At 68.4% G+C, this 25,646-nt stretch carries 23 protein-coding genes; 9 read left to right on the top strand and 14 right to left on the bottom strand.

Annotation, left to right across the window (positions count from 1 at the left end):
* Positions 1-20: 20 nt before the first annotated feature.
* The 7 genes from gyrA to dnaA form a co-directional block, all read right to left on the bottom strand.
* Positions 21-3,896: an intein-containing DNA gyrase subunit A gene (gene gyrA, locus CLV71_RS49325; protein ID WP_133904066.1), complete on the bottom strand. Its 3,876-nt coding sequence runs from the start codon at positions 3,894-3,896 to the stop codon at positions 21-23.
* A 34-nt stretch (positions 3,897-3,930) separates the two neighbouring features.
* Positions 3,931-5,898, bottom strand: coding sequence for a DNA topoisomerase (ATP-hydrolyzing) subunit B (gene gyrB / locus CLV71_RS18615; RefSeq protein ID WP_133904065.1), 1,968 nt, complete (start codon positions 5,896-5,898; stop codon positions 3,931-3,933).
* Between the two features lie 197 nt (positions 5,899-6,095).
* Positions 6,096-6,704, bottom strand: a complete 609-nt coding sequence (locus tag CLV71_RS18610) for a DciA family protein (RefSeq protein ID WP_133904064.1) — start codon at positions 6,702-6,704, stop codon at positions 6,096-6,098.
* A 94-nt stretch (positions 6,705-6,798) separates the two neighbouring features.
* Positions 6,799-7,944, bottom strand: coding sequence for a DNA replication/repair protein RecF (recF, locus tag CLV71_RS18605; protein WP_133904063.1), 1,146 nt, complete (start codon positions 7,942-7,944; stop codon positions 6,799-6,801).
* Positions 7,945-7,971: 27 nt separating this feature from the next.
* On the bottom strand, positions 7,972-8,886 hold the full coding sequence (gene gnd / locus CLV71_RS18600) for a phosphogluconate dehydrogenase (NAD(+)-dependent, decarboxylating) (RefSeq protein ID WP_133904062.1): 915 nt from the start codon (positions 8,884-8,886) through the stop codon (positions 7,972-7,974).
* 23 nt (positions 8,887-8,909) lie between these two features.
* Complete coding sequence (dnaN, locus tag CLV71_RS18595; protein WP_133904061.1) at positions 8,910-10,046, bottom strand: DNA polymerase III subunit beta; 1,137 nt, start codon at positions 10,044-10,046, stop codon at positions 8,910-8,912.
* 636 nt (positions 10,047-10,682) lie between these two features.
* Positions 10,683-12,332 (bottom strand): chromosomal replication initiator protein DnaA, encoded by a 1,650-nt coding sequence (gene dnaA, locus CLV71_RS18590; protein ID WP_133904060.1) that lies wholly within the window; start codon positions 12,330-12,332, stop codon positions 10,683-10,685.
* Between the two features lie 475 nt (positions 12,333-12,807).
* Here dnaA and rpmH point away from each other — a divergent pair, with 475 nt between their 5' ends.
* The 8 genes from rpmH (at position 12,808) to CLV71_RS18550 (ending at position 18,172) form a co-directional block, all read left to right on the top strand.
* Positions 12,808-12,945 carry a 50S ribosomal protein L34 gene (gene rpmH / locus CLV71_RS18585; RefSeq protein WP_133904059.1) on the top strand — a complete coding sequence of 46 codons (138 nt, stop codon included), beginning with the start codon at positions 12,808-12,810 and terminating at the stop codon, positions 12,943-12,945.
* A gap of 6 nt (positions 12,946-12,951) precedes the next feature.
* Positions 12,952-13,383: a ribonuclease P protein component gene (gene rnpA / locus CLV71_RS18580; protein WP_133904058.1), complete on the top strand. Its 432-nt coding sequence runs from the start codon at positions 12,952-12,954 to the stop codon at positions 13,381-13,383.
* Positions 13,384-13,385: 2 nt separating this feature from the next.
* Positions 13,386-13,706: a membrane protein insertion efficiency factor YidD gene (yidD, locus tag CLV71_RS18575; protein ID WP_208297631.1), complete on the top strand. Its 321-nt coding sequence runs from the start codon at positions 13,386-13,388 to the stop codon at positions 13,704-13,706.
* Between the two features lie 6 nt (positions 13,707-13,712).
* Entirely contained in the window at positions 13,713-14,828 is a 1,116-nt protein-coding gene (gene yidC, locus CLV71_RS18570; protein WP_133904056.1) for a membrane protein insertase YidC, read from the top strand.
* A gap of 32 nt (positions 14,829-14,860) precedes the next feature.
* The gene (locus tag CLV71_RS18565; RefSeq protein WP_243866556.1) at positions 14,861-15,436 is read left to right on the top strand and encodes a Jag family protein; all 576 of its coding nucleotides are present in this window, start codon (positions 14,861-14,863) and stop codon (positions 15,434-15,436) included.
* Between the two features lie 16 nt (positions 15,437-15,452).
* The gene (gene rsmG / locus CLV71_RS18560) at positions 15,453-16,151 is read left to right on the top strand and encodes a 16S rRNA (guanine(527)-N(7))-methyltransferase RsmG (protein WP_133904055.1); all 699 of its coding nucleotides are present in this window, start codon (positions 15,453-15,455) and stop codon (positions 16,149-16,151) included.
* A gap of 113 nt (positions 16,152-16,264) precedes the next feature.
* Complete coding sequence (locus tag CLV71_RS18555) at positions 16,265-17,164, top strand: ParA family protein (RefSeq protein ID WP_133904333.1); 900 nt, start codon at positions 16,265-16,267, stop codon at positions 17,162-17,164.
* A 9-nt stretch (positions 17,165-17,173) separates the two neighbouring features.
* On the top strand, positions 17,174-18,172 hold the full coding sequence (locus tag CLV71_RS18550; RefSeq protein WP_133904054.1) for a ParB/RepB/Spo0J family partition protein: 999 nt from the start codon (positions 17,174-17,176) through the stop codon (positions 18,170-18,172).
* 43 nt (positions 18,173-18,215) lie between these two features.
* Here CLV71_RS18550 and CLV71_RS18545 read toward each other — a convergent pair whose 3' ends face one another.
* Entirely contained in the window at positions 18,216-19,166 is a 951-nt protein-coding gene (locus CLV71_RS18545; protein ID WP_133904053.1) for a D-alanine--D-alanine ligase family protein, read from the bottom strand.
* A gap of 71 nt (positions 19,167-19,237) precedes the next feature.
* Complete coding sequence (locus CLV71_RS18540) at positions 19,238-20,545, bottom strand: aminotransferase-like domain-containing protein (protein WP_133904052.1); 1,308 nt, start codon at positions 20,543-20,545, stop codon at positions 19,238-19,240.
* 144 nt (positions 20,546-20,689) lie between these two features.
* Here CLV71_RS18540 and CLV71_RS18535 point away from each other — a divergent pair, with 144 nt between their 5' ends.
* Positions 20,690-21,325 (top strand): GNAT family N-acetyltransferase, encoded by a 636-nt coding sequence (locus CLV71_RS18535; protein WP_133904051.1) that lies wholly within the window; start codon positions 20,690-20,692, stop codon positions 21,323-21,325.
* 59 nt (positions 21,326-21,384) lie between these two features.
* Here CLV71_RS18535 and CLV71_RS18530 read toward each other — a convergent pair whose 3' ends face one another.
* The 5 genes from CLV71_RS18530 to sigM all read right to left on the bottom strand — a co-directional run bounded on the left by CLV71_RS18530 (position 21,385) and on the right by sigM (position 25,591).
* Positions 21,385-22,533: an N-acetylmuramoyl-L-alanine amidase gene (locus tag CLV71_RS18530; RefSeq protein WP_133904050.1), complete on the bottom strand. Its 1,149-nt coding sequence runs from the start codon at positions 22,531-22,533 to the stop codon at positions 21,385-21,387.
* A gap of 199 nt (positions 22,534-22,732) precedes the next feature.
* Positions 22,733-23,062 carry a thioredoxin gene (trxA, locus tag CLV71_RS18525; RefSeq protein WP_133904049.1) on the bottom strand — a complete coding sequence of 110 codons (330 nt, stop codon included), beginning with the start codon at positions 23,060-23,062 and terminating at the stop codon, positions 22,733-22,735.
* Between the two features lie 10 nt (positions 23,063-23,072).
* Positions 23,073-24,062 carry a thioredoxin-disulfide reductase gene (trxB, locus tag CLV71_RS18520; protein WP_133904048.1) on the bottom strand — a complete coding sequence of 330 codons (990 nt, stop codon included), beginning with the start codon at positions 24,060-24,062 and terminating at the stop codon, positions 23,073-23,075.
* Positions 24,063-24,221: 159 nt separating this feature from the next.
* Positions 24,222-24,968: a hypothetical protein gene (locus CLV71_RS18515; protein WP_133904047.1), complete on the bottom strand. Its 747-nt coding sequence runs from the start codon at positions 24,966-24,968 to the stop codon at positions 24,222-24,224.
* Positions 24,965-25,591: an RNA polymerase sigma factor SigM gene (gene sigM, locus CLV71_RS18510; protein WP_133904046.1), complete on the bottom strand. Its 627-nt coding sequence runs from the start codon at positions 25,589-25,591 to the stop codon at positions 24,965-24,967. Before sigM ends, CLV71_RS18515 begins: the two co-directional genes overlap by 4 nt.
* Between the last annotated feature and the right edge of the window lie 55 nt (positions 25,592-25,646).

Raw genomic sequence — 25,646 nt, 5'->3', positions numbered from 1 at the left:
TCCCCTACGTGTGTCGCGGCTTACTCTGTTGGCTCGGGCGGCGTCTCGCCGTCCTCGGTGATGACGCCTTGCCCGTCGGCTGCGTTGCCTTCCACCGGTGAATCGGCTGAGGCCTCCACTGCCGTACCGTCCTCGTCGCCGGTCGCGGCGTCGTTATCCGCCGCACTCTCGACTTCCGCGCTGCGGGCAATCGCGACCAGGGTGGTGCCGTCTCCCAGGTTCATCAGGCGCACCCCCTTGGTCTGCCGTCCCGCCTTGCGTACCTCCCTGGCCGAGGTCCTGATGACCCCGCCCGCGGAGGTGATCGCGTACAGCTCATCGTCCTCGTCGACGATGACCGCACCTACAAGCCTGCCACGCCTGCTGTCATATTGAACGGTGAGCACGCCCTTGCCACCCCGACCCTGGAGCGGGTAGTCGTCGATCGGGGTGCGCTTCGCGTAGCCGCCGTTGGTCGCGACCAGCAGGAACGTGTCCTCGCGGACCACACCGAGGGTGAGCAGTTCGTCACCCTCCTTGAACCGCATGCCCAGCACACCGGACGTGGCGCGGCCCATCGGACGCAGCGCCTCGTCGCTCGCGTGGAAACGGATGGACTGCGCGCCCGCGGACACGAGGAGCAGATCGTCCTCCGCCGCACACAGCACGGCCCCGACCAGCTCGTCGTCCTCACGCAGGTTGATGCCGATGAGACCACCCGCACGGTTGCTGTCGAAGTCCGACAGGCGGCTCTTCTTGACCAGACCGCTCTTGGTCGCGAGCACCAGGTAGGGCGCGACCTGGTAGTCCTTGATCTCGATGACCTGCGCGATCCGCTCGTCCGGCTGGAACGCGAGCAGGTTCGCGACGTGCTGGCCACGCGCGTTGCGGTTGGCCTCCGGCAGCTCGTACGCCTTCGCCCGGTACACGCGACCCTTGTTCGTGAAGAACAGGATCCAGTCGTGCGTCGAGCACACGAAGAAGTGCGCCACGATGTCGTCCTGCTTGAGCCCCGCGCCCTGCACCCCCTTGCCGCCACGCTTCTGCGCGCGGTACAGGTCGGTCTTGGTGCGCTTCGCGTAACCCGTCCGGGTGATCGTGACGACGACGTCCTCGACCGCGATCAGGTCCTCGACCGACACGTCGCCGTCGAACGGGATGATCTGGGTGCGCCGGTCGTCGCCGTGCTTGTCGACGATCTCCATGAGCTCGTCGCGGACGATGTTCCGCTGCCGCTCCGGCTTGGCCAGGATGTCCTGCAGGTCGGCGATGATCGTCTCGATCTCGGCCAGCTCGTCGATGATCTTCTGGCGTTCGAGGGCGGCGAGGCGGCGCAGCTGCATCTCGAGGATGGCGTTGGCCTGGATCTCGTCGACCTCGAGCAACGACATCAGGCCGGTGCGCGACTCGTCGACCGTCGGCGAGCGGCGGATCAGCGCGATGACCTCGTCCAGCATGTCCAGCGCCTTGACCAGACCACGCAGGATGTGGGCCCGCTCCTCCGCCTTGCGCAACCGGTAGCGAGTGCGCCGGACGATGACCTCGACCTGGTGGCGGACGTAGTGCCGGATCATCTGGTCGAGCCGCAGCGTGCGGGGCACGCCGTCGACCAGCGACAGCATGTTCACGCCGAAGTTGTGCTGCAGCTGCGTGTGCTTGTACAGGTTGTTCAGCACGACCTTGGCGACCGCGTCCCGCTTGAGCGTGATCACGATCCGCATGCCGGCACGCTTGCTCGACTCGTCGTCGACGTTGGCGATGCCGCCGATCTTGCCGTCACGGACCAGCGACGCGATGTTCTCGATCAGGTTGTCCGGGTTCACCTGGTAGGGCAGCTCGGTGACGATGAGGATCGTGCGTCCCTTGGCGTCCTCGTCCACCTCGACGACCGCACGCATCCTGACCGAGCCGCGGCCGGTGCGGTAGGCGTCCTCGATGCCCTGGGTACCGAGGATGAGAGCGTGCGTCGGGAAGTCCGGGCCCTTGATCCGCGTCATCATCGCGGCGAGGGTCTCGTCGTCAGACGCCTCCCAGTTCTCCAGCGCCCACACGACACCCGACGCGACCTCGCGCAGGTTGTGCGGCGGGATGTTGGTCGCCATGCCGACCGCGATGCCGTTGCTGCCGTTGACGAGCAGGTTCGGGATGCGCGACGGGAGGACGACCGGTTCCTGTGTCTTGCCGTCGTAGTTGTCGGCGAAGTCGACGGTCTCCTCGGTGATGTCCTGCAACATCGCCATGGCGAGCGGCGTCATGCGCGCTTCGGTGTTGTGGCTGACGAAGCCATCGGTGACGAAGGCGTGATCGTCGGTATCGACCCTGAGGCTGTACACCGGCCGAACTCCGGCGTCGACAACCGACTTCACTTCGGCGTAGTAGAAACGTCCGTCCACGAGAGGCTCGACGACGTCGAGGACACCGGGTTCGGTGATCCGTTCGACGATCTCGTGACGCCAGTCCTCCCAGCGCTCGACACGATCGACGTTGTGCAGCGCGAGCCAGTTGCGCTCGGTCCAGCGACGGGCGCCGTTCGCCCGGATGAAGTCCGCGACGAACGGCACGTGATCACTGGACAGTGCCGAACTCGTGATCGGCTGAGCGTCGAGCATCGCGCGAAGTTCGTCGTCCTTGGCACCGATGAAACCGACCCGGTCGGCGAAGATCCGGGCGTCCCGACGGTTCGTCATGACGACCTTGATCTCGCCGCCCTGATGCCGGGTCTGCCTACCGACCACGCCGAACTCCAGCAACAGTTGCTGGACCTCCCGCGCGAGCTGGGTGCTCATGGTGGAGTAGGAGACCTGCACCGTGTTGCGGGGCAGAGCCGAAGCGGAGCCGTCGCCGGTGAACAGGGCACGGAGGAAGGCGCGTTTGATCGCGATTCCCGAGCGCCAGACGAACTCCGGCACCCGCTTGTCGGCGCTGCGCTGCCCGACCATCGGTGCGAGCACCGACTTCCTCAGTGCGGTGAGGTCATGCACGTCGAGCTCGTGCAGCGGGGAACCGGACTTGATCGTGCGTGTCGAGACGTAGCGAGGCCCGCCGACGGCAACGTCGTACGCCTCGCGAACGAGGGAGAAGAACGCCTCGTCGATGTTGTTGAAGCCGGCCCGCTTCTTGGCGACGAAGCCCTCGCTCACGAACGCGCCGGCGAGGGTGGCGGCCGCGAAGTCCTTCGCCGACGGGATGTCGGCTTCGTCGTACGGCGCGCGCTGCAGCACTACCCGGTCGCCAGGCGCGATCTCCTCGAGCAGCTTCCACAGCAGGGTGGGCACGCCGAGCACGTTGACCAGGCAAAGCACCGGGTGGTTGTGCGTTCCGGTGAGGCTGAACCCCTCGTTGGTGGTCAGCTTCAACGACGAATGCTCGCCCGAGTGGAACAGCATGGTGGCCCCCACGGGGTCACCGTTGCGGTCCAGGACCTTCAGATCGATCGGGTTGTCGGTGTTCGGCGCCGCGCCGGGAACGATGTCCGCGATTCGGACACTCGACCCGTCGGCGAGCTTGACGCGGGCGTCGGCGTCCACGCAGTACCGCATCGCGGCTTGCGGATCGTTGCCGGGCGAGCCGAAGTTGCCCTGGCCGTCGATCAGCGGGTAGCGCATCGACCACGGCTGGGCCAGGCGGACGAGCGCGTCGTAGATCGCCGAGTCGCCGTGGGGGTGGTAGTTACCCATGACGTCACCGACGATGCGCGAGCACTTGACGTGGCTGCGCTCCGGACGAAGACCGGTGTCGTACATCGAGTAGAGGACGCGGCGGTGCACCGGCTTGAGACCGTCCCGGACGTCCGGGAGGGCCCGACTGACGATGACCGACATCGCGTAGTCGATGTAGGACCGCTGCATCTCGTGCTGGATGTCGACCGGCTCGGTGCGGTCGTTGGGCGGCGGCCCGGGTGGCAAGGTCTCAGTCACGCTTGGGGTCTTCCTTTCACACGCGTTCCTCGGACTACACGTCGAGGAAGCGGACGTCCTTGGCGTTGCGGGTGATGAACGAGCGGCGGGCCTCGACGTCCTCACCCATCAGCACACTGAACAGCTCGTCCGCTGTGGCGGCGTCATCCAGGGTCACCTGCAGCAGGAGTCGGTGGGCCGGGTCCATCGTGGTCTCCCACAGCTCGTCGGCGTTCATCTCGCCGAGACCCTTGTACCGCTGAATGCCGTCGTCCCTGTTGATCTTCTTACCCGCCGCGAGGCCGGCCGCCATCAGGCCGTCGCGCTCGCGGTCGGAGTAGGCGAACTCCGGGTCGGAACGCTGCCACTTGATCTTGTACAGCGGCGGCTGCGCCAGGTACACGTATCCGTGCTCGACCAGCCCCCGCATGAAGCGGAACAGCAGGGTCAGCAGCAGGGTGCGGATGTGCTGGCCGTCGACGTCGGCGTCCGCCATCAGCACGATCTTGTGGTAGCGCAGCTTCGAGACGTCGAAGTCCTCGTGGATGCCGGTGCCCAGCGCGGTGATCAGGCTCTGGACCTCGGTGTTCTTCAGCACGCGGTCGATGCGTGCCTTCTCGACGTTGATGATCTTGCCGCGGATCGGGAGGATCGCCTGGAACCGCGACTCGCGACCCTCCTTCGCCGAGCCGCCCGCGGAGTCGCCCTCCACGATGTAGAGCTCGCACTCCTCCGGGTTGGTCGAGCGGCAGTCCTTCAGCTTGCCTGGCAGGCCGCCGATGTCGAGTGCGCCCTTGCGACGGACCAGCTCCTTCGCCTTGCGCGCCGCGATGCGGGCCTGCGCGGAGCCGACCGCCTTCGTCACGATCGTGCGGGCGTCGGAGGGGTTGCGCTCGAACCAGTCGGCCAGCATCTCGTTCGCCGTGGTCTGCACGAACGTCTTGGCCTCGGTGTTGCCGAGCTTCTGCTTGGTCTGGCCCTCGAACTGCGGCTCGGCCAGCTTGATGGAGATGATCGCCGCGAGACCCTCGCGGACGTCGTCGCCGGTGAGGTTGGTGTCCTTCTCCTTGAGGAGCTTCTTGTCGCGCGCGTACACGTTGACCACGCGGGTCAGCGCGGCGCGGAAGCCCTCCTCGTGGGTGCCGCCCTCCGCCGTGTTGATCGTGTTGGCGAAGGTGTAGACCGACTCGCTGTAGCCGGTGTTCCACTGCATGGCGACCTCGACCTCGAGCCCGTCGCCCTTGGCGTCGAACGAGATGACGCTGTTGTGGATCGCTTCGCGCGTGTGGTTGATGTGCTTGACGAAGTCCTCGAGCCCGCCCGGGTAGTGGTAGGTGCGCTCCTTGACCCGCGCGGCCTTGCCGTCGGCGTCCTCGTGCGTCTCCTCCTCGGACACCCGCTCGTCACGCAGGACGATCGTGAGGCCCTTGTTGAGGAACGCCATCTCCTGCAGCCTGCGCGCGATGGTCTCCGCGTTGTAGGCGGTGGTCTCGAAGATCGACCCGTCGGCCCAGAACGTGACTGAGGTGCCGGTGCCCTCGGTCTCGCCGTGCTCGGTGAGCGGTCCCGGCTCGGAGTGCAGGTACTGCTGCCGGTAGATCGTGTTGTTGCGGTGCACCTCGATCTCGAGCTTGGTCGACAGCGCGTTGACCACCGAGACGCCGACACCGTGCAGTCCGCCGGACACCGCGTAGGAGTCGCTGTCGAACTTGCCGCCCGCGTGCAGCTCGGTCAGGACGATCTCGACTGTCGGCCGGTTGTACTCGGGGTGGATCTCGACCGGGATGCCACGCCCGTCGTCCACGACCCGGACCCCGCCGTCGGCCAGCAGCGTGACGACGATCTTCGTGGCGTAGCCGGCCATCGCCTCGTCGACCGAGTTGTCCACGACCTCCTGGATCAGGTGGTGGAGACCGCGTTCACCGGTGGACCCGATGTACATGCCGGGACGCTTGCGAACGGCTTCGAGGCCCTCCAGCTTCTTGATGGAGGACGCGTTGTATTCATGGTTGCTGTTCGCCACGGGCGGGGGTACTCCTGTCCAGAAAGGGCCTAGCTGAGTGCCTGCGTCAATACTACTGGTGCGCGTCCGCAGAAGGGGGCGAACACACCCCTAGCTCTGTCACAGACGCGCGTACGGCCTCGCCTCCGACCCCGTACGCGTGCACAGGTACTACTTCGCGGATTTCACAGCTTCCGGCCCGATAGGGCCAACCGGGGTCACCCGTAGGTGTCGCGGGGTCCCCGACCACGTACGTGCCGTGGCCCGTAGCGCCAGCTCGGCGCCGTCGGACCGAGCACCTTCAGCCGCTTGACCACGTCTTTTCCGACGCCGGCGGCGATCTTGACGAGCAGCTGCTTCTGCAGCAGGCGCAGCTGCGTGGCCCAGGCGGTCGAGTCGGCCTGCACGGTCAGCTCCGCGTCCTTCAGCTCGACCGGCCGCGCGTGTTCGGCGACGTCCTCGCCGACGATGAGGTGCCACCGGTCGAAGAGCCTGCCCGTGGTGAGCCTGCCGCTCCACCCCCGCTCCATGGCGATGCGTCCGACGAGCCTGCCCAACGGCTGCGGGTCCCGCTCGTCGGCGCCGGAGCCGGACCAGCGCCGCCTGCGGCGGTTGACCGCACCCGCACCTCGGGCGACGTTCTTCCTCTTGTTGACGGGTGCGTCCGGACCGCCGGAGGCCGCCTTGGCCGCGGCCAGTGCCGCCCGCGCCAGATCCGAGCCGCGGAGCTGTGGATAGTCACCCTCCGTGTTGGATCGACCAGCAGGCCCAACATCAACACCCTTTTGGGTGGTCAGCTCGGTCGTTTCACCCCCGTTGGGGGTCACTGAGGGACGCCACGTGACAGCTTTATCCACACTATCCACAGGTTTGTCCCCAGATGTGGAACCGGTCACACCGTTTCGGGTCACTCTCTGTCGATCATTCACGGCGGACCTCCCCGTCTGCGACAAGGTAGCGAGCCCCTACCAGCTCCCGTGGCACGTCCTCGGCCACCGCGGCGGTCACGAGGACCTGCTCCGCGGCCGCGGACACCTCGGCGAGCCGCTCGCGCCGTCTGCGGTCCAGCTCCGCGAACACGTCGTCGAGCACGAGGACGGGCTCGTTGCCGTCGGCCCGCAACAGCTCATAGGAACCTAGGCGCAACGCGAGCGCGAACGACCACGACTCGCCGTGCGACGCGTAGCCCTTCGCCGGGAACTCGTCGAGCGTCAGCTCCAGCTCGTCGCGGTGCGGGCCGACGAGGCTCACGCCCCGGTCCAGCTCCTGGTCCCGGTTCGCGGTCATCGCCGCCAGCAACGCGTCGGTCAGCACCTCGATGTCGGCGCGTGCGGTCGTCCCGTACTCGGCCGGGTAGGAGTCCGCGACACCCGACCGGTACCGGATGGTCGCGGGCCGCGACTCCGGCGCCACTCCCGCGTACGCGGCCGTGACGTGCGCGGCCATGTCCGCGACGAGGTCGAGCCGGGCGGCCAGCAGCTCCGCGCCGTGCCTGGCGAGGTGGCCGTCCCACACGTCGAGCGTGCCGATGTCCCCCTTCGAACCGGCGCGCCTGGCGTGGCCGGACGACTTCAGCAACGCGTTCCGCTGCCTCAGCACCCGGTCGTAGTCGGCACGCACGCCTGCGTACCGGGGTGCACGCAGCACCAGCAGGTCGTCGAGGAACCGCCGCCGCTCGCCGGGGTCGCCACGCACGAGCGCGAGGTCCTCGGGTGCGAACAACACTGTCCGCAGGATCCCGAGCACATCCCTCGTCCTCGGCACCGGCGCCCGGTTCACCCGGGCGCGGTTGGCCTTGCCCGCCGTGATCTCCAGCTCGATCGTCAGCTCGCGGCCGTCGTTGACGATCGCGGTCCGCACGATCGCCCGGTCCGCCCCGTGCCGGATGAGCGGCGCGTCGGTCGCCACCCGGTGCGAGCCGAGCGTCGCCGCGTAGCCGAGGGCCTCGACCAGGTTGGTCTTGCCCTGTCCGTTCGAGCCGACCAGCACCACCGGTCCCGGTTCCAGCTCCAGGTCGGCGTGCTCCCACGAACGGAAGTCGGTGACCTGCAAGTGCCGGACGTACACGATGTTCGCTAGCTCCGCTCCTACAACTCAGCCCTGCGTGCTGCCCGCACCGGAGGACGGGCCTGCCGAGTGCACGGCGTGCCCGCCGAACTGGTTGCGCAGCGAGGCGACCGCGCGCATGGCGGGCGAGTCGTCCTGCCGCGAGCGGAACCTCGCGAACAGCGCGGCCGCGATCACCGGCGCGGGCACCGCGAGGTTGATGGCCTCCTCGACGGTCCACCTGCCCTCGCCGGAGTCGTCGACGTACCCACGCAGGTCGTCCAGCTCGGGGTCGGAGTCGAGCGCCCGGACCAGCAGGTCGAGAAGCCAGGACCGGACGACGGTGCCCCGCTGCCACGCCTTCACGACCGCGGGCACGTTCTCGATGATCTTGGCGGCCTCGAGCAGCTCGAAGCCCTCGGCGTACGCCTGCATGAGGCCGTACTCGATGCCGTTGTGAATCATCTTCGCGTAGTGACCCGCGCCCACCGGACCCGCGTGCGCGAAGCCCTCCTCGCGCGGTCCGTCCGGCCGCAGCGCGTCGAACACCGGCATCACGCGCTCGACGTCCTTCGCGTCGCCGCCGACCATGAGGCCGTAGCCGTTGTCCTTGCCCCACACACCGCCGGACACACCGCAGTCGAGGTAGGCGATCTTCTTCTCCGCGAGCGCCGCCGAGTTCTGGGTGTCGTCCGAGAAACGCGAGTTGCCACCGTCGATCACGATGTCGCCCTCGTCGAGGAGGTCACCCAGCTCCGCGATCGTCTGCCGCGTCGGCTCGCCCGCCGGCACCATCACCCACACCGCCCGCGGCGCGGACAACTTCGACACGAGGTCCGCGAGCGAGTCCGCGTCGCGCAGGTCCGGGTTGCGGTCGTAGCCCACCACCTCGTGGCCGGCCGCGCGAACCCGCTCGCGCATGTTGAAACCCATACGGCCTAGGCCGACGAGACCAAGCTGCATCTGTCCTGTCCCTCCTGGAGTGATCAGCCGGGGAGACGCACCGGCATCAACAGGTGCAGGTACCCCGGGGTGACGGTCCCATCGTCACCCACCGGCTTGATCAGTGCCGGGCGGCTCGGTGTGGTGAAGGACAACTCGGCGCGGTCGGAGTGCAACGCGCCGAGCCCCTCCTGGAGGAAGCTCGGGTTGAACGCGATCGTCACGGGCTCGCCGTCGTAGTCGACGGACAGCTCCTCCTCCGCGGACCCCTCGTCGTCGCCGCCCGCGGCCAGGCGCAGCCCGCCGTCGGAGAACTCGAGCCGGACCTGGGTGCCGCGCTCGGCGACCAGCGACACGCGCTTGATCGCCTCGACGAGCGAGGAGACCTCGACGATCGCCCGCGCGGACTGCTCGGAGGGCAGCAGCTGGCGGTAGCGGGGGAACTCGGTGTCCAGCAGGCGGCTCGTGGTGCGCCGACCCGAACCGGACAGGCCGATCAGCCCGTCGCCCGGGGCGAGCGCCAGCTCGACCTTGTTGCCGGAGGTGCCGAGCGCCTTCGCGGCCTCGGCGAGAGTGCGGGCCGGGACGAGCACCGCGAGCTCGCCCTGACTCGTCAGGCTCTCGTCCGGCTGCCAGGTGAACTCCCGCATCGCGAGCCGGAACCGGTCGGTCGCCACGAGGGTGAGCTTGTCGCCCGCGATCTCCACGCGGACACCCGTCAGCATCGGGAGCGTGTCGTCCTTGCCCGCCGCGACGGCGACCTGGCTGACCGCGAGACCGAACACCTCGCCGGTGAGCTCGCCGGCGTGCGGCGGCATCGCGGGGAGCTGCGGGTAGTCCTCGACCGGCATCGTCGGGAGGGAGAACTTGGCGCTGCCACACGTGATCGAGACACGGGCGCCGTCAACGAGGATCTCGACCGGTTGGGCCGGGAGGGACTTCGTGATGTCGGCGAGGAGCCGGCCGGACACGAGCGTGCGGCCGGGGTCGGCGATCGTCGCCGCGACCCCGACGGTCGCCGAGACCTCGTAGTCGAAACCGGAGATCGTCAACCCGTCGGACGACTCGCCCGCATCCAGGAGGATCCCGCCGAGAACGGGAACCGGCGGCCGGGACGGCAGGCTGCGCGCGACCCAGGCGACGGCGTCGGCGAGGCCATCGCGCTCGACGCGGATCTTCATGAGAGTCCCTTTCCAGGCACGAGGGGCAACGATGTCGCGATGGCGACGTTGCGCCGCTCGAAGGAAGACCAGACGTTGTTCGCCACCGTAGAGCGTGGGCGAACCCGGCTCCAATCGGCCCCTGCCGTCCTGGCTTCCACTTCGCGACGCACGCGTTCGCGCACACGCACCCCCTGCTTTTTCTTTGTTGATAACCCTTGAAGATAAAACAGTCGTAGTAATAGGTCCTGTGGATTGTGTGGATAACCCTCGTTCCTCCACGTCGCGACGTATCGAGGCCTGGGGATGGAGGGTGGGGGCAACCTTGGGACAACTCGGGGCCGCCGTGGACAACTCGAGCCTGTGCAAGGTTGATCCACAGGTTGCCCCCAGTTGTCCACAGGCCGCTCCCCAGAAGTGAGGCGTTCGCCCCCAAGTCATGCACAGGGTCGGAGGGGTGGGGACAAGCGGAACTGCGACGCAGGACACATCGACGGAGCCGACAACATCCGGAAATTTCTTGCCGCACAAGGGATTTCGGACGTTTGCGTGTCGGGCTCTGCGCCGCGGCGGCGGGCCGCCTCGGGTCGTCCGGGCACGCCTCCAGCCCAGCCGCACAGCGAAGCGAGCTGGTCATGAGACGTCCTACAGGAGGGGCTAGCCGCGGGCGCGTTGCTTGATCCGCGAGGTGAGTTCCTGGACCTGGTCGTAGACCCGGCGCCGCTCCGCCATCTCCTTGCGGATCTTCTTCTCCGCGTGCATGACGGTGGTGTGGTCGCGGCCGCCGAAGGTCTGTCCGATGCGGGGCAGCGACATGTCGGTCAGCTCGCGGCAGAGGTACATGGAGATCTGCCGCGCCTGTGCGAGCGCCTTGGTCTTACCAGGGCCGCACAGGTCGTCGAGGGAGACACTGAAGAACTCGGCCGTGACGGCCATGATCGTGGCGATACTGATCTCCGGGATCTGCGAGTCCGGGATCAGGTCGCGCAGCACGATCTCGGCGAGGCCGATGTCGACCGGCTGCTGGTTCAGCGACGCGAACGCGGTGACGCGGATGAGCGCGCCCTCCAGCTCGCGGATGTTGTGCTCTATGCGGGCCGCGATGAACTCGAGCACCTCGGCAGGCGCCGCCAGGCGGTCCTGCGCGGCCTTCTTGCGCAGGATGGCGATGCGGGTCTCCAGCTCCGGCGGCTGGATGTCGGTGATCAGTCCCCACTCGAACCGCGTGCGGAGCCGGTCCTCCAGGGTCTCCAGGCGCTTCGGCGGCCGGTCGGAGGACACGACGATCTGCTTGTTCGCGTTGTGGAGCGTGTTGAAGGTGTGGAAGAACTCCTCCTGGGTGCCTTCCTTGCCCTCCAGGAACTGGATGTCGTCCACGAGCAGGATGTCGATGTCGCGGTAGCGGCGCTGGAACGCGACCTTGCGGTCGTCGCGCAACGAGTTGATGAAGTCGTTCGTGAACTCCTCGGTCGACACGTACCGCACGCGCATGCCGGGGAACAGGCGCTGCGCGTAGTGGCCGACCGCGTGGAGGAGGTGGGTCTTGCCGAGCCCGGACTCGCCCCAGATGAACAACGGGTTGTACGCACGGGCCGGCGCCTCCGCGACGGCGACGGCGGCCGCGTGTGCGAACCGGTTGGACGCGCCGATCACGAACGTGTCGAACGTGTACTTCTCGTTGAGGCGGGTCTTCGACGTCTGCGGCTGGGCCGGCGCGGTGAACGGCTGCCCGGCGACCGGCGGCGGCATGGGCGGGTAGTGCGGCTGGCGCGCCTGCGGACCCGGCCAGATCTCGTGGACGGTGGCGAGGGCGTCGCGCTCCTCGTCCACCTCCTCGTCGTCACGGGAGGGGTCGGGCTTCTCAGTGTTATTAAGGTCCGCTGCGGAGATCGGCGCCATGATGATCGTCTGTTCGACGAACGAGCCGACGCCGGGCCGCGGTGTTCCCGGCCTCGGCTGGGGCGGCGGCGGGGGCACGTTGCGTGGCGGAGGCGGCGCGCTCGGGCCGGGCGTCACGACGACCGGCGGCGACGGGGCCTGCGTGCTGACGGGGTCGACCTTGACCGCGAGCGAGACCACCCGGCCGAGCCTGCGGGACAGCGCGTCGGTGATCGGCTCCCGCAGCGCGCGCTCGATGGCGTCCTTGGCGAAGTCGCTCGGTGCGGCGAGCAGGGCGGTGCCGTCGAGCAGCCCGATGGGTCGGGTCACCCGCATCCAGGCACGCTGCTGCGGGGAGAGCGTGCCCGCGGACAACTCCCGCACGACCTGCTCCCACACCACACTCAGGTTCATCTGCTGCTCAGACACCTACGAGCTCCCCTCCCCTCGTTGGCATTGCACCATCACTGCGGCCCCTCGCTGTCGGCACCCTGGTGCGACCCGCCGGAAGGCGGGCGTGGCAGAAGCGGCCCAGGCGTGGGCTGCATCCACAGAGTTGTCCACAACTGTGCACGAAGGTACGACGGAGCGCAGCGGAAGCCGCCAATGACCCTGCCGTAACTTCTGCGGCGCAGTGGGCTCCCACTCCCTCTGGCCAACCAAGAGCACGCACGCTAACAAGCCCCGGCGCATGCCACAAGACATGTCCGAGGGCAAGCACCCAACGTGCCTGGCGTGTCGCCCAAAGGTCCCCGGCGGTTGACTTGGGACAACCCGGATCCGGGGCGTCCGAGGGGTGCCGTACCCTATGAAGGTCTCCCGTCAGTTGTGGGTGAGTCCTGCGCGCCGTCAGGCCGCGACGGGGACAGATACTTTTGGCGAGCCAGTAACGGGAGATCCAGCCGTGAGCAAGCGTACTTTCCAGCCGAACAACCGCCGCCGGGCGAAGACCCACGGGTTCCGCCTGCGCATGCGTACCCGTGCCGGCCGGGCGATCCTCGGTGCCCGCCGCCGCAAGGGTCGCAAGGCCCTCTCTGCCTGAGCCGGCTTGCTCCCCGCGCCCAGTCGACTGACCGGCAGCGACAACTTTCGGCTCGTGACCAGAAAGGGTCGCCGCGCTGGGCGCCCCAGGCTCGTCGTGCACGCCATCACGGCCGAGGAGGTTGCTCGGTTCCGCGCGGGCGCGGCAGGGGCCGACCGTGTCGATCCGGCACTCGCCGAGTCCGACGCGGTCCCCCGAATAGGTTTCGTGGTCAGCAAGGCGGTCGGTAACTCGGTGGTCCGCCACCGGGTCGCCCGCCGTCTTCGCCACGTGCTTCGGGACCGGTTGGGAACCGTGCGGCCCGGCTGCACGTTGGTCGTGCGAGCGCTGCCGCCCGCCGCTTCCGCGGCGAGTGCCGACCTCGGGAGCGACATCGACGCCGCCCTGCGGCGGTTGCGGCTGAGCCGCGACGACAGCGATACCGGCGGTGCCAAGTGACCCTGCCCGACACCGAGGACCAGGACGCGCCAACGCGTCGCGCCGGTCCGGTGGCGCGGGTCCTACTCGTGCCCGTCAACTTCTACCGGGCGTGGATCTCCCCGGTTCTTCCCCCCAGTTGCCGGTTCGAGCCGAGCTGCAGCGCGTATGCCGTCGAGGCGCTGACGACCCACGGCGCACTGCGCGGCTCCTGGCTCACCGTGCGCAGGCTGCTGCGCTGCGGCCCCTGGCACCCCGGTGGTTACGACCCGGTGCCTCCCCGCCACCAAGACCGCGATGAGCCGGCCGAGGCCGGCCCCGAATACACAGACGCCAAGGAGTAGCGGCTCGTGCTCGATTTCATCTATTTTCCGGTGTCCTGGATCCTCTGGTTCTGGCACAAGGTGTTCGGGTTCGTGTTCGGCGAGTCCGCAGGCATCTCCTGGGTGCTCGGCATCATCTTCCTCGTCTGGTCGCTGCGGGCGATTCTGTTCAAGCCGTTCGTGAACCAGGTCCGGTCTATGCGCAAGATGCAGCAGTTCGCGCCGGAGATGAAGAAGATCCAGAAGAAGTACGCGAACGACCGGCAGCGCCAGGCGCAGGAGATGCAGAAGCTCCAGAAGGAGCACGGGTTCAACCCGGTGGGCGGCTGCCTGCCGATGCTGCTGCAGATCCCGGTCTTCATCGGTCTGTTCCACGTGCTGCGCTCGTTCGTGCCGGGCCACACCGAGAACTACGGCTTCGACGCGCAGGGCGTGCAGTCCTACGTCGACGCGAACCTCTTCGGTGCTCGGCTGTCGAACTTCATCACCCAGCCGCAGGCGGCACTCGACCAGCTCCACGCCGACCGCACCTCGGTCATCCTCGTGTCGATCCCGCTGATGATCCTCGCCAGCATCCTGACCCACCTGACCGCGCGTCACTCGGTCACGCGGCAGAACCCCGAGTCGGCGACCGGGCAGACCGCGATCATGAACAAGCTGACGATGTACATCTTCCCGCTGGGTGTGCTGCTGTTCGGCTTCTTCTTCCCGATCGGCCTCCTCTTCTACTGGCTGGCGAACAACTTCTGGACCCTGATGCAGCAGCGTCTGGTCTACAAGCGGATCGACAGCGAGGAAGAGGCCAAGAAGAACGAGGCGCTCGAGAAGCGCAGCAACCTCGCGCCGAAGCCGGGTGCCAAGCCGGAGCAGGCCCGCAAGAAGCCGGTCGCTCCCGCCCCGGGCACCAAGCCGCAGCCGGGCGTGAAGCCCGCTCCGAACGCCAAGGCCGCCGGCACCGCCAGGAAGACGCAGCCCGGTGCGAAGCCCGCACCCAACGCGAAGGCCGCGGGCACCGCTCGTCCGAAGGCGAACGGCGCGGCGAAGTCGTCGGGCACCGACAACGGTGCCACGGGCGACTCCACTGTTTCCGGTCTGAGCTCAGACCGTTCCCGCAAGAAGAACTCAGGCCGGAAGAATCGCTGACGCGGCTGATCCGGACCTGGAGAGGAGAAGTCGTGCCGGAGACGGTGCAGGAGTCGGGTCCCGACGGAGTCGGGACCGACGCCGAGGAACAGCTCACTGATGGGGGCAGTCAGAACGGCGAGGCGGAGCACGCCTCGTCGGGCGAGGACCTCCTCGTCCGTGAGGGGGATGTCGCTGGGGACTACCTGGAGCGGCTCCTCGACCTCGTGGACTACGACGGGGACATCGACCTCGACGTCGAGGCGGGTCGTGCCGTGGTGAGCATCGACGGCGGTGAGGACCTGGAGAAGCTCGTCGGTCCTCGCGGCAACGTGCTCGAGGCGCTGCAGGAGCTGACCCGGCTCGCGGTACAGCAGGAGACCGGCACGCGTAGCCGGCTCATGCTCGACATCGCCGGGTGGCGTGCGGACCGTCGCGAGGAGCTGGCCGACCTCGGTCGTGCGACCGCGGAGCGGGTGCTGGCGGACGGCGAGAAGATCCGCCTCCAGCCGATGACCCCGTTCGAGCGCAAGGTCGTCCACGACGCGGTGGCCGCTGTCGAGGGCGTCCACAGCGAGAGCGAGGGCGAGGACCCGCGGCGTCGTGTCGTGGTCTTCCCCAAGTCGTGAGGGGTCCACGTTTCACGTGAAACATCCCCCACAGATCGCGACAACTGTTTTTGGTGACAACCTGACGGCGGCGGTGCGGTTCACTGAACTGCTCGCCGCCGTCGGCGTTGAACGGGGTTTGATCGGACCGCGCGAGGTCGATCGCCTCTGGGATCGGCACATCCTCAACTCGGCCGTGATCGCGTCGGCCCTACCCGAGGGCGCCCGAGTGGTGGACCTCGGATCGGGTGCGGGGTTACCCGGAGTACCTCTCATCATCGCCCGACCTGATCTGGAGGTCACACTTCTGGAGCCAATGGCTCGCCGGGTGGCGTGGCTGACCGAAGTCGTCGATACTCTCTCGCTGTCCGCAAGTGTGGTTCGGGGCCGCGCGGAAGAGCCGGCCATCAAGCGACAGCTCGCGGGCGCCGATGTAGTCATCGCACGGGCGGTCGCCCCGCTTGCTCGGCTCTGGGCGTGGAGTGCTCCTCTGCTCCGGGAGGGTGGCCGGTTGGTCGCGCTCAAGGGTGAGAGCGCCGACGAGGAAGTCGAGCGCGACGGCTCAGCGGTTGCCCGTGCGGGTGGTTCGCAACCGGTGGTCGAACAGCGCGGTGCCGACCTGCTCGCGGTTCCGACGACCATCGTCGTGGTGACACGTCTCGAGCCGAAGAGGCCGGAGCGGCATGACCGAGGACGAAATCCGCGACGCGCGGGTAAGCATGCGCAGCGACCGTAAGCTCTGCGCGTCATGATGGAGCGAGGATTGTTTCACGTGAAACAGCACGATTCTGAGGCGAGGTGCAGCCACCGATGACCGGACGCCATGACGTTGAGTCCCCGAGCGACGCCATGCACGACAACGTGGAAGCCGCCGTGGCGGTGTCCGGCTGGACGCCGATCGCGGAGGAGGCCGAGCGTGCGACGCGCATGCTGCATCCCAAGGACAGTCTGCCCAGGCCGCCCAAGCGTCGGGTGATGACGGTCGCGAACCAGAAGGGCGGCGTCGGCAAGACGACCAGCGCGGTGAACCTCGCCGCGGCACTCGCCATGCACGGGTTGAAGGTGCTCGTCGTCGACCTGGACCCCCAGGGCAACGCCAGCACCGCGCTCGGCGTCGACCACCGCGTGGGCGTGCCGTCCATCTACGAGGTGTTGATCGGTGAGGTGTCGCTGAGCGATGCGGCGGCGGTCAGCGACCAGTCCCCCAATCTCTACTGCGTGCCTGCGACGATCGACCTCGCCGGTGCGGAGATCGAGCTGGTGTCGATGCAGGGTCGCGAGTCCCGGCTCAAGGAGGCGCTGCCCACGGGTGCGCTGGACGAGCTGAACCCGGACTACGTCTTCATCGACTGCCCGCCCTCACTCGGCCTGCTGACCGTCAACGCGATGGTCGCCGCGGAGGAGGTACTGATCCCGATCCAGTGCGAGTACTACGCACTGGAAGGTCTCTCCCAGTTGCTCAGGAACATCGAACTGGTGCAGAACCACCTCAACCCGAACCTGCTCGTGTCGACGATCCTCCTGACGATGTACGACGGGCGTACCAAGCTCGCCGATCAGGTTACAGCGGAGGTCCGCAAGCACTTCGGTGACACGGTCCTGCGTACTGTGATCCCCAGGAGTGTGAAGGTGTCCGAGGCGCCCGGTTACGGGCAGACGGTGCTCGCGTACGACCCGGGTTCCCGGGGGTCGATGAGTTACCTGGACGCGGCACGGGAAATGGCTGAGCGCGGGTTCAGCGGGGAGTAGAGCAACAACATGAGTGAGCGCAAGGGTGGTCTCGGGCGAGGGCTCGCGGCACTGATCCCGCAGGGGCCGGCGGAGGGGGTCGGCAGTGGCCCGTTGAAACTGCCGACTGCCGCCTCTCGGCCCAGGCCCGCGGGTCCGGCCGCACCGGCCGAACCCAGTGGCACGGTCGACGGGGCCGTCTACAAAGAAATCCCGATCGACGACATCAGGACCAACCCGAAGCAGCCCCGTCAGGTCTTCGACGAGGACGCGCTCGCCGAGCTGGAACACTCCATCCGCGAGTTCGGGCTCATGCAGCCCATCGTGGTCCGCGAGATGGGGCCGAACTCCTACGAGCTTGTCATGGGCGAACGGCGGCTCCGCGCCGCCCAACGCGCCGAGCTGGGCAGGATCCCCGCGATCGTCCGGCAGACGGCCGACGAGGCCATGCTGCGGGACGCACTGCTGGAGAACATCCACCGCGTGCAGCTGAACCCGTTGGAGGAGGCGGCGGCCTACCAGCAGCTGCTCGAGGAGTTCGCGGTCACCCACGACGAGCTCGCGTCCCGCATCGGACGCAGCCGGCCGGTCATCACGAACACGATCCGACTGCTCAAGCTCCCCATCGCGGTACAGCGTCGCGTCGCGGCCGGCGTCCTGTCGTCCGGGCACGCTCGCGCGTTGCTCAGTCTCGAGGATGCCGGGCAGCAGGAGGAGCTGGCCGCCCGCATCGTTGCCGAAGGACTGTCGGTGCGAGCCACCGAAGAGGCGGTCGTGCTCCTCAAGGGACAGGCTCCTGCCAAGCAGAAGACCGCTCCGCAGCGCAGGCCGATCCAGGCGCCGGGCCTCCAGGACGTCGCCGACCGCCTCTCACATGCCTTCGACACCCGTGTGAAGGTCGAGTTGGGCAAGCGAAAAGGCAAGATCGTGGTCGAGTTCGGCTCAGTGGACGATCTCGAACGTATTGTCGAATTGATGGGTAAAAATGGGGCAAATCGGACTCGTGAGACCGATGAGGGATCACCCTAGCCCTTTATGTCACGGTGACGATGGCTCTGAGTAGAGCATCTGATCACCGAGAGCGAGTGACCGCTCGCTCGATCAGACCGGTGTAAATGTCGCCAAGAGAGCGCCCCGCGACCTCTGCCGCCATCGGCAGGAGCGAGGTCTCGGTCAGTCCCGGCGACGAGTTCACCTCGAGGAAGTAGACGGTCCCGTCCGGCGCGACGATCGCGTCGGTTCGGGACACGTCCCGCAGCCCGAGCAACCGATGCGCCTCGACGGCCAGGTCCGCCACCGCGGTCGCTGCGGCCGGGTCGAGCCGTGCCGGCCGGTGGAAGTTCGTGAGCCCCGCGGTGTAGCGGGCGGTGTAGTCGTAGATCCCGGACTCCGGGGAGATCTCCACCGCGGGCAGTGCGACGGGACCGTCGGCGCCCTCGACGACCGCGACCGCCACCTCGACCCCGGCGACGTATCGCTCGGCCAGGACGGTCTCCCCGTACGCCAGGCAGCCGACCATCGCGGCGGGCAGGTCCGCCGCGTCCCACACGACCTGAGCACCCAGCGCCGACCCACCCTGGTCCGGCTTCAGCATCATCGGCAGCCCGAGCCGCTCGACCATCGCGTCGAGCACGAGCTTGGCACCCAGCTCCCGGAACGTGCTGTGCGGCAGCACCACCCAGTCCGGCGTCGCGAGCCCGGCACGCGCCAGCTCCGTCTTGGCGGTCGGCTTGTCCCACGCCCGGCGGCACGCGTGGGAGTCGGAGCCCACGTACGGCACGTCCAACATCTCCAGCACCGTCTGGACCGAGCCGCCCTCACCCTCGACACCGTGCAGTGCCACCACGACCGCGTCCGGCCGGTGCGTGCGCAGCCGGTCGAGCAGCGCCGAGTCGACGTCCCACTCGTCGAGCGTCAGGCCCACCGAGCGCAACGCGGCGGAGAGCCTGCGACCCGACCGCAGCGAGACCTCCCGCTCGTGCGAGAGACCACCGGAGAGCACCACCACGGAGAGATCGGACACCGGACACTCCTCGACAGAAGGACAGCAGCCACCGCGACCGTGCACAGTGGACAGACGACTGACTCTTGGCGCTAGGCGATGTCCGGGCCGGGAACCTGTGGTCCCGTACCCGCACGCCGCCCGCTGATGGGCCCGAACGTGTTCGCGAGGTCGAGCTCGGCGGCGAGTACCGCGGCAAGCCGACGGACGCCTTCCGAGATGCGCTCCGGCGTCGGGTAGCAGAAGGACAGGCGCATCTGCCTGCTGCCGAAGCCGTCGGCGTAGAAGCCGGTGCCGGACACGTACGCCACTCGCGCGGTGACCGCCCTCGGCAGCATCGCCTTCGTGTCCACGCCCTCCGGCACGGTCATCCAGACGAAGAACCCGCCCTTCGGCACGGTCCACGAGCAGCCTGCCGGCATGTGCTGCTCCAGCCCGGACACCAGCGCGTCGCGTCTGTCGCGGTACGCCGACTGGAACGACTTGATCTGGCCCTTCCAGTCGTGCGTCGCGAGGTAGCGCGACACGATCATCTGGTTCAGCGTCGGCGGGCACAGCGTGGCCGACTCCGCGGCCAGCATCAGCTTCTCCCGCACCGCGTGCGGTGCCAGCACCCAGCCGACCCGAAGGCCCGCGGCGAACGTCTTCGAGAACGAGCCCAGGTACACCACGTTGTCCGGGTCCATCGACCGCAGCGCCGGATAGGTCTGCCCGTCGAAGCCGAGCAGGCCGTACGGGTTGTCCTCGACCACCAGCACCTGGTGCGACCGGCAGATCTCCAGGATCTCCGCGCGCCTGGACACGGCCAGCGTCACACCGGCCGGGTTGTGGAAGTTCGGGATCGTGTACAGGAACTTGACCCGCCGCCCCGCCGACTCGGCCGTGGCCAGCGCCTCGCGCAACGCCTCGGGCACCAGGCCGTCCTCGTCCATCGCGACGTGCACGACATCGGCCTGGTAGGCGCCGAACGTGCCGAGCGCACCGACGTAGGACGGCCCCTCCGCGATGACGACGTCACCAGGATCACAGAAGATCCGCGTCACCATGTCGAGGCCCATCTGCGAGCCGACGGTGACCACCACGTCGTCCGGGTGGGCGCGAATCTGCTCCAGCGCCATCACCTCGCAGATCTGGTCCCGCAGCTCCGGCAGCCCGTGGGCGGAGCCGTACTGCAGTGCGACCAGTCCGTCCTTGGTGATCAGGTCCGCGACCTGCGCGGACAGCGTGTCCAGCGGCAACGCCGTGAGGTTCGGCATGCCGCCTGCCAGGGAGACCACCTCGGGTCGGCTGGCGACGGCGAAGAGAGCTCGTACCTCGGAGGCGGTCATCCCGGCCGCTCGAGCTGCGTACCGGCGCAGGTGGGGGTCCAGGCTGCGGCTTCCTGCTGGTTCGAGGGACATGCGCGCTCCGTGGCGGTTGGCTCAGTCGAATGAGTGTAACCGGGTCGATATTCACCCTTGCTGGTTCCGGCCTGGCGATACCGGGCTTATCCTGGCGATGCACACGTGGGAGGGGCTCACGCGGAGCCCAGGGTGGGAGGTCAGGTGTCGCGACGCGTCGTTGGCGTCACGCTGGACAACCTCGAGGATCTCCCCAAGCACAGCCGGTCGTGTGTGTACTGGGAGCTCGCGCCGCACCTGAAGGAGCAGGCGGAAGAGTTCGGCACCGCGGAGCTGGAGAAGGAGGCCTGGGTCTCCAGTGTCATGCTCGAGTGGGGCTCCTGCGGACGCATCGTCTACAGCGACAAGCTACCGGTCGGGTTCGTGCTGTACGCCCCACCGACGGCCGTCCCCCGCGCCTCGGCGTTCCCCACTTCGCCCCCCAGCCCGGACGCCGTTCTACTGACCGGCTTCTACGTCCTGCCCGAGTTCCGTCAGGGCGGACTGGGCCGGATGCTGGTCCAGGCGGTGGCCAAGGATCTCACCCGACGCGGCGTGAAGGCCATCGAGTCGTTCGGTGACGCGAAGCCGGACGAGGAGGTCTCCTGCGTCGTCCCGTCGGACTTCCTGCTGAGCGTCGGCTTCAAGACCGTCAGGCCGCACCCTCGCTGGCCCCGTCTGCGCCTGGAGCTCCGCTCGGCGCTGGGATGGAAGGAAGACGTCGAGGCCGCCCTGGAGAGGCTCCTGGGCACCGTTTCGGTGTCGACGGCGAGTCCCGCTCTCCAGCGGATGAACACCTAGACCGAAACAGCCCCCGAGGACCTGGTCCACGGGGGCTGTTTCATGTGAAACATTGATCTTTACTCGGCCTTGGCCAGCTCGTGGCGCAGCACGTCCTCGAAGGTGAAGGTGCCGGTCGGCTGGTCGTTCTGGCCGAGCAGGTACAGCCGCTTGACGGCCACGACGATGCCCTCGGCCACCACGTCGCGGAACGCCGGGTCGGACAGGCGACGGCGGTCGTCCTGGTTGGTCAGGTACCCGATCTCCACCCGGACGGCCGGGCACTTGGTCAGGCGCAGGGTGTCCCACGTCTTGCGGTGCGCGCGGCAGTCCCGCATGCCGGTCCGCACCACCAGCTCACGCTGGATGAACCCGGCCAGCGTCTCCCCGATGGTCGACGTGTTGCCGGTGATCGTGCCGAAGTGGAAGCTCGCCACGCCCTGGGCCAGCTGCGAACGGTTCGCGTCGGAGTGCAGCGACAGGAACAGGTCGCCGCCGACGTCGTTGGCGAAGTGGGCACGGTCGGCCTCGGACGGGCACTGGTTCGGGCCGCGGGACAGCAACGCCTGCATGCCGGTCGCGACCATCCGGCCTTCCAGCCGGCGGGCCAGGTCCCACACCAGGTCGGCCTCGTTGACGCCGGCCACCGACACACCTGTGTCCTCGCCGCCGTGGCCGGGGTCGATGATGATCCGCTTGCCCCGCAACCGGGGCCCGGCCTTGCGGACCCGCTCCTGCTCACGCAGCAGCACGGGCGAGCCGCCTCGGGCCCTCGGCGACAGCTGGCGCAGTGCCCGCACGGTCTCGGCACCGCAGATGCCGTCCACGGTCATGCCGTAGTCCCGCTGGAACGTCCGCAGTGCGGCCTCGGTCTGCGCGCCGAACACGCCGTTGGGGCGGCCCGCGTCGTAACCGAGCTCCAGCAGGCGGTCCTGCAGAGTCAGCACGTCGTCCCCGCTGATCGGCGACGACACCAGGTACGCCAACGGCCGGGCGCCCAGCTGGTAGGTGGCGTCCTTCAACGCGCGATAGGTGGCGGGGCCGACGAAACCGTCGGTGATCAGCCCGCGCTGCTGCTGGAAGGTGCTCACGGCGTGCTCGACGATCGCGTCGTACACCGCCGTCGCCGCTGGGGCGGACGGGTCAACCTGAAGCAGGCCAAGCCCTGCGAGTATCGCACGGATCTCGGCTACAGCCGGTCCGGTGTCACCGCGGCGGAGTACCCGCATGCACCCCTCGCTCGGGTCGGGCACCGACCCGAGTCGGCGCAAATTTGCCATACCTGTCGCAGCAGGGCTGCTAGTCCACTATTGTGCCCTGCCGTCCTCCAGTCGGCGCGCAGGGTCACGCCAGCGCCGGTGTAGTAACTCTCTATACGCCAAGCGGCGCACACCCACCAGACGGTGTGCGCCGCATAACGGTTTCGTGTCAGGACAGAAAGTCGGCCAGGTCGTTGACCAGCGCCGCCTTCGGGCGTGCCCCGACGATCTCCTTGACCTTCTCGCCGCCCTTGAAGACCATCAGCGTGGGGATGGACAGGACCTGGTAGTCACGCGCGGTCGTGGGGTTCGCGTCCACGTCCAGCTTCGCGACCGTGATCTTGTCCTTGTGTTCTGCCGCCAGCTCCTCGAGCACCGGCGCGACCATCCGGCACGGCCCGCACCAGGTCGCCCAGAAGTCCACCAGCACCGGCTTGTCGCTGTTGAGGACAGCCTCGTTGAACGACGCGTCCGTCACTTCCACGGTGTTTCCGGCCATGTTCTCTCCTTCAGTTGTCAGTCGGGGCGTACCCGCCGCCGACCAGTTCCGGTGCCACCTGGGCCTTGGCCTCACCGTGCTCCGCGAGCCAGCGCTCGGCGTCGATCGCGGCCGAACAGCCCGACCCGGCGGCCGTGATGGCCTGCCGGTAGGTCCGGTCGACCAGGTCCCCCGCGGCGAACACGCCGTCGAGGTTCGTGTACGTGGACTGCGGCTTCACCCGGACGTACCCGTCGTCGTCCAGCTCGACCTGACCCTTGACGAGCTCACTGCGCGGGTCGTGCCCGATGGCCATGAACACGCCGGTCACGTCCAGCGTGGACTCCTCGCCGGTCACCGTGCTCCGCAGCCGCATGCCGGAGACGTTGCCCTCCCCGAGGACCTCCAGGACCTCGGAGTCGAGCTGCCAGCGGATCTTCTCGTTCGCCTTCGCGCGCTCCAGCATGATCCGCGACGCCCTGAACTCCTGGCGTCGGTGGACGATCGTCACCGACCTGGCGAACTTCGTCAGGAAGGTGGCCTCCTCCATCGCGGAGTCGCCGCCACCCACCACGGCGATGTTCTGGTCGCGGAAGAAGAACCCGTCACAGGTGGCACACGCGGACACGCCGTGCCCGAGCAGCTCCTGCTCACCCGGCACGTGCAGGTAGCGGGCCGCGGCACCCATCGCGAGGATGACCGACTTCGCCGCGTACCGCGTGCCGTTCGAGGTGACGTACTTGACCGGGCCGTCGAGCTCGACCGACTCGACGTCCTCCGCGCGGAGGTCGGCGCCGAACCGCTCGGCCTGCGCCCGCATCTGCTCCATGAGGTCGGGCCCCATGATGCCGTCGCGGAAGCCCGGGTAGTTCTCCACCTCGGTGGTCGTCATCAGCGCGCCACCGAACTGCGTCCCTTCGAACACCAGCGGTGCCAGCTGGGCACGAGCCGCGTACACGGCAGCTGTGTAACCCGCCGGGCCGGACCCGACGATGATCACGTCCTTGACGTTCCCGGACATCTGACCTCCGAAGCAGAGCGCTCGCCAGTGCGCATTCCTGTAACACGATCGTAGGTGCCGGTTGTTCCACCCGGGCGGAGTGACCGGTCACACGCCACCGACACACTAAAAGACCGCGTGCGGGAGGCGAGTCCCGCACGCGGTCAGGTACCTGTCCGCTCAGCCGAGCGAGGTGTCCGACACGATCTTCGTGCAGTCCGGGTCGACGATCACGAGCCGGAACCGGTGGCCGTCCTGGCCGCCCGCGAGCAGGGCGGCGACACCGTCGGTGCCGTCCAGCGCCACCTCACGCGCGCCCATGACCTGCGGCTTCTCGATGCCGTGGTCGGAGAGGCAGGACTTGAGCCCGTCCTCGGTGTCGAGCGGGCCGTAGTCCTCGTGCCCCTGCAGGTCCGAGATCGAGGGTTCGCCGTTCACCGGCGGCTCGTCGTTCGGCTGGACCTGGGTGTTCGCGTTGCCGGCCTGCGGCGTGCCGCTGGTCTGGTCCCCCGGCAGGGCGACGAACGTGACCGCGACGGCGGCCGCCGCGATGGTCAGCACCCCCGCGGCCCATCCCATCCTGCGGTTGCGCCTGCGTCGGGCGTCGGCCATGTCGACCACGGGCGCCGCGCCGGGTGGCGCCGACGTCGGTCGGGTCTTGGCCGCCTCCGCGGCGATCGCGGCGTCGAGCTGGGCCGCGAAGTGCGCAGGCATGGGCTCGACGGGCGCGTCACCAAGCAGGTCGAGGTCGCGTTTGACGCCGTCCAGCGCGGCGAGCACGGCCTGCGCGTCGGGGTCGTGGTTGACCTGCGCCCACAGGGCCGCGGACTGCCTGGCGTCCAGAGCCCCCGCGTGCAGGTCGGCGAGCACGTCGACAGACCACGGCTGCCGGGGTGCTGCCCCCGGCCCTCTGGTGCTGTCCGTCATCGTCCCTCCCCGTGGCGCCGTACCGGCACATCCCGCCTGTCAACTGCGCCATCTGGGACGTTCGCATCTGCATCGGGGTTCCGAAGATGGCCGAGAACTTTGGCCAGCTTCGCCCGACCACGTGCGCACCTGCTCTTCACGGTGCCTTCCGCGATACCGAGCATCTTGGCGGTCTCGGCCACCGAGTAACCCTCGACGTCGACCAGCACGATCGGCACCCGTTGGTCCTCGGAGAGCTGGTGGAGCGCCTTCTGCACGACGAGCCTGGTCTCCCGCTCCGACATCGAGTCACGCGGGGCGGCAGGCTCACCCGGTCCGGTCTCCGGTAGCGGCACGGTCGGCCTGGCCTGCCTGCGGCGCACCCGGTCGAGGCACGCGTTCACCACGATCCGGTGCAGCCAGGTCGTCACCTGCGACTCGGCCCGGAACGAGCTCGCCGCTCGGAACGCGGAGATGAAGGCCTCCTGTAACGCGTCGGAGGCCTCCTCCGGATCTCGGAGCGTGCGCAGGGCGACCGCCCACATCCGATCCCGGTGCCGGCGGACCAACTCCCCGAAGGCACGCGGGTCCCCCGCGGCGTGTGCCGCGATGAGGTCGGCGTCCGAGCTGGCAGCGGTGGTCACGGGATGAGGATATCGGTCGCGCTTTCACCCATTCGCGGTGTGGCCGCCGACACTC

Origin of the sequence: Actinophytocola oryzae (assembly GCF_004364325.1) — a bacterium.
GTDB classification, from domain to species: Bacteria; Actinomycetota; Actinomycetes; order Mycobacteriales; family Pseudonocardiaceae; genus Actinophytocola; species Actinophytocola oryzae.
The sequence above is the reverse complement of the archived record's forward strand: the minus strand, read 5'-3'. Positions and strand labels throughout refer to the sequence as shown.

What these genes read in the sequence shown, in the direction of transcription:
- CLV71_RS18515 (WP_133904047.1), bottom strand. Translation starts at nt 24,968, where the DNA reads ATGACGGACAGCACCAGAGGGCCGGGGGCAGCACCCCGGCAGCCGTGG.
- dnaN (WP_133904061.1), bottom strand. Translation starts at nt 10,046, where the DNA reads ATGAAGATCCGCGTCGAGCGCGATGGCCTCGCCGACGCCGTCGCCTGG.
- gnd (WP_133904062.1), bottom strand. Translation starts at nt 8,886, where the DNA reads ATGCAGCTTGGTCTCGTCGGCCTAGGCCGTATGGGTTTCAACATGCGC.
- CLV71_RS18555 (WP_133904333.1), top strand. Translation starts at nt 16,265, where the DNA reads ATGCACGACAACGTGGAAGCCGCCGTGGCGGTGTCCGGCTGGACGCCG.
- trxA (WP_133904049.1), bottom strand. Translation starts at nt 23,062, where the DNA reads ATGGCCGGAAACACCGTGGAAGTGACGGACGCGTCGTTCAACGAGGCT.
- CLV71_RS18530 (WP_133904050.1), bottom strand. Translation starts at nt 22,533, where the DNA reads ATGCGGGTACTCCGCCGCGGTGACACCGGACCGGCTGTAGCCGAGATC.
- CLV71_RS18550 (WP_133904054.1), top strand. Translation starts at nt 17,174, where the DNA reads ATGAGTGAGCGCAAGGGTGGTCTCGGGCGAGGGCTCGCGGCACTGATC.
- trxB (WP_133904048.1), bottom strand. Translation starts at nt 24,062, where the DNA reads ATGTCCGGGAACGTCAAGGACGTGATCATCGTCGGGTCCGGCCCGGCG.
- CLV71_RS18540 (WP_133904052.1), bottom strand. Translation starts at nt 20,545, where the DNA reads ATGTCCCTCGAACCAGCAGGAAGCCGCAGCCTGGACCCCCACCTGCGC.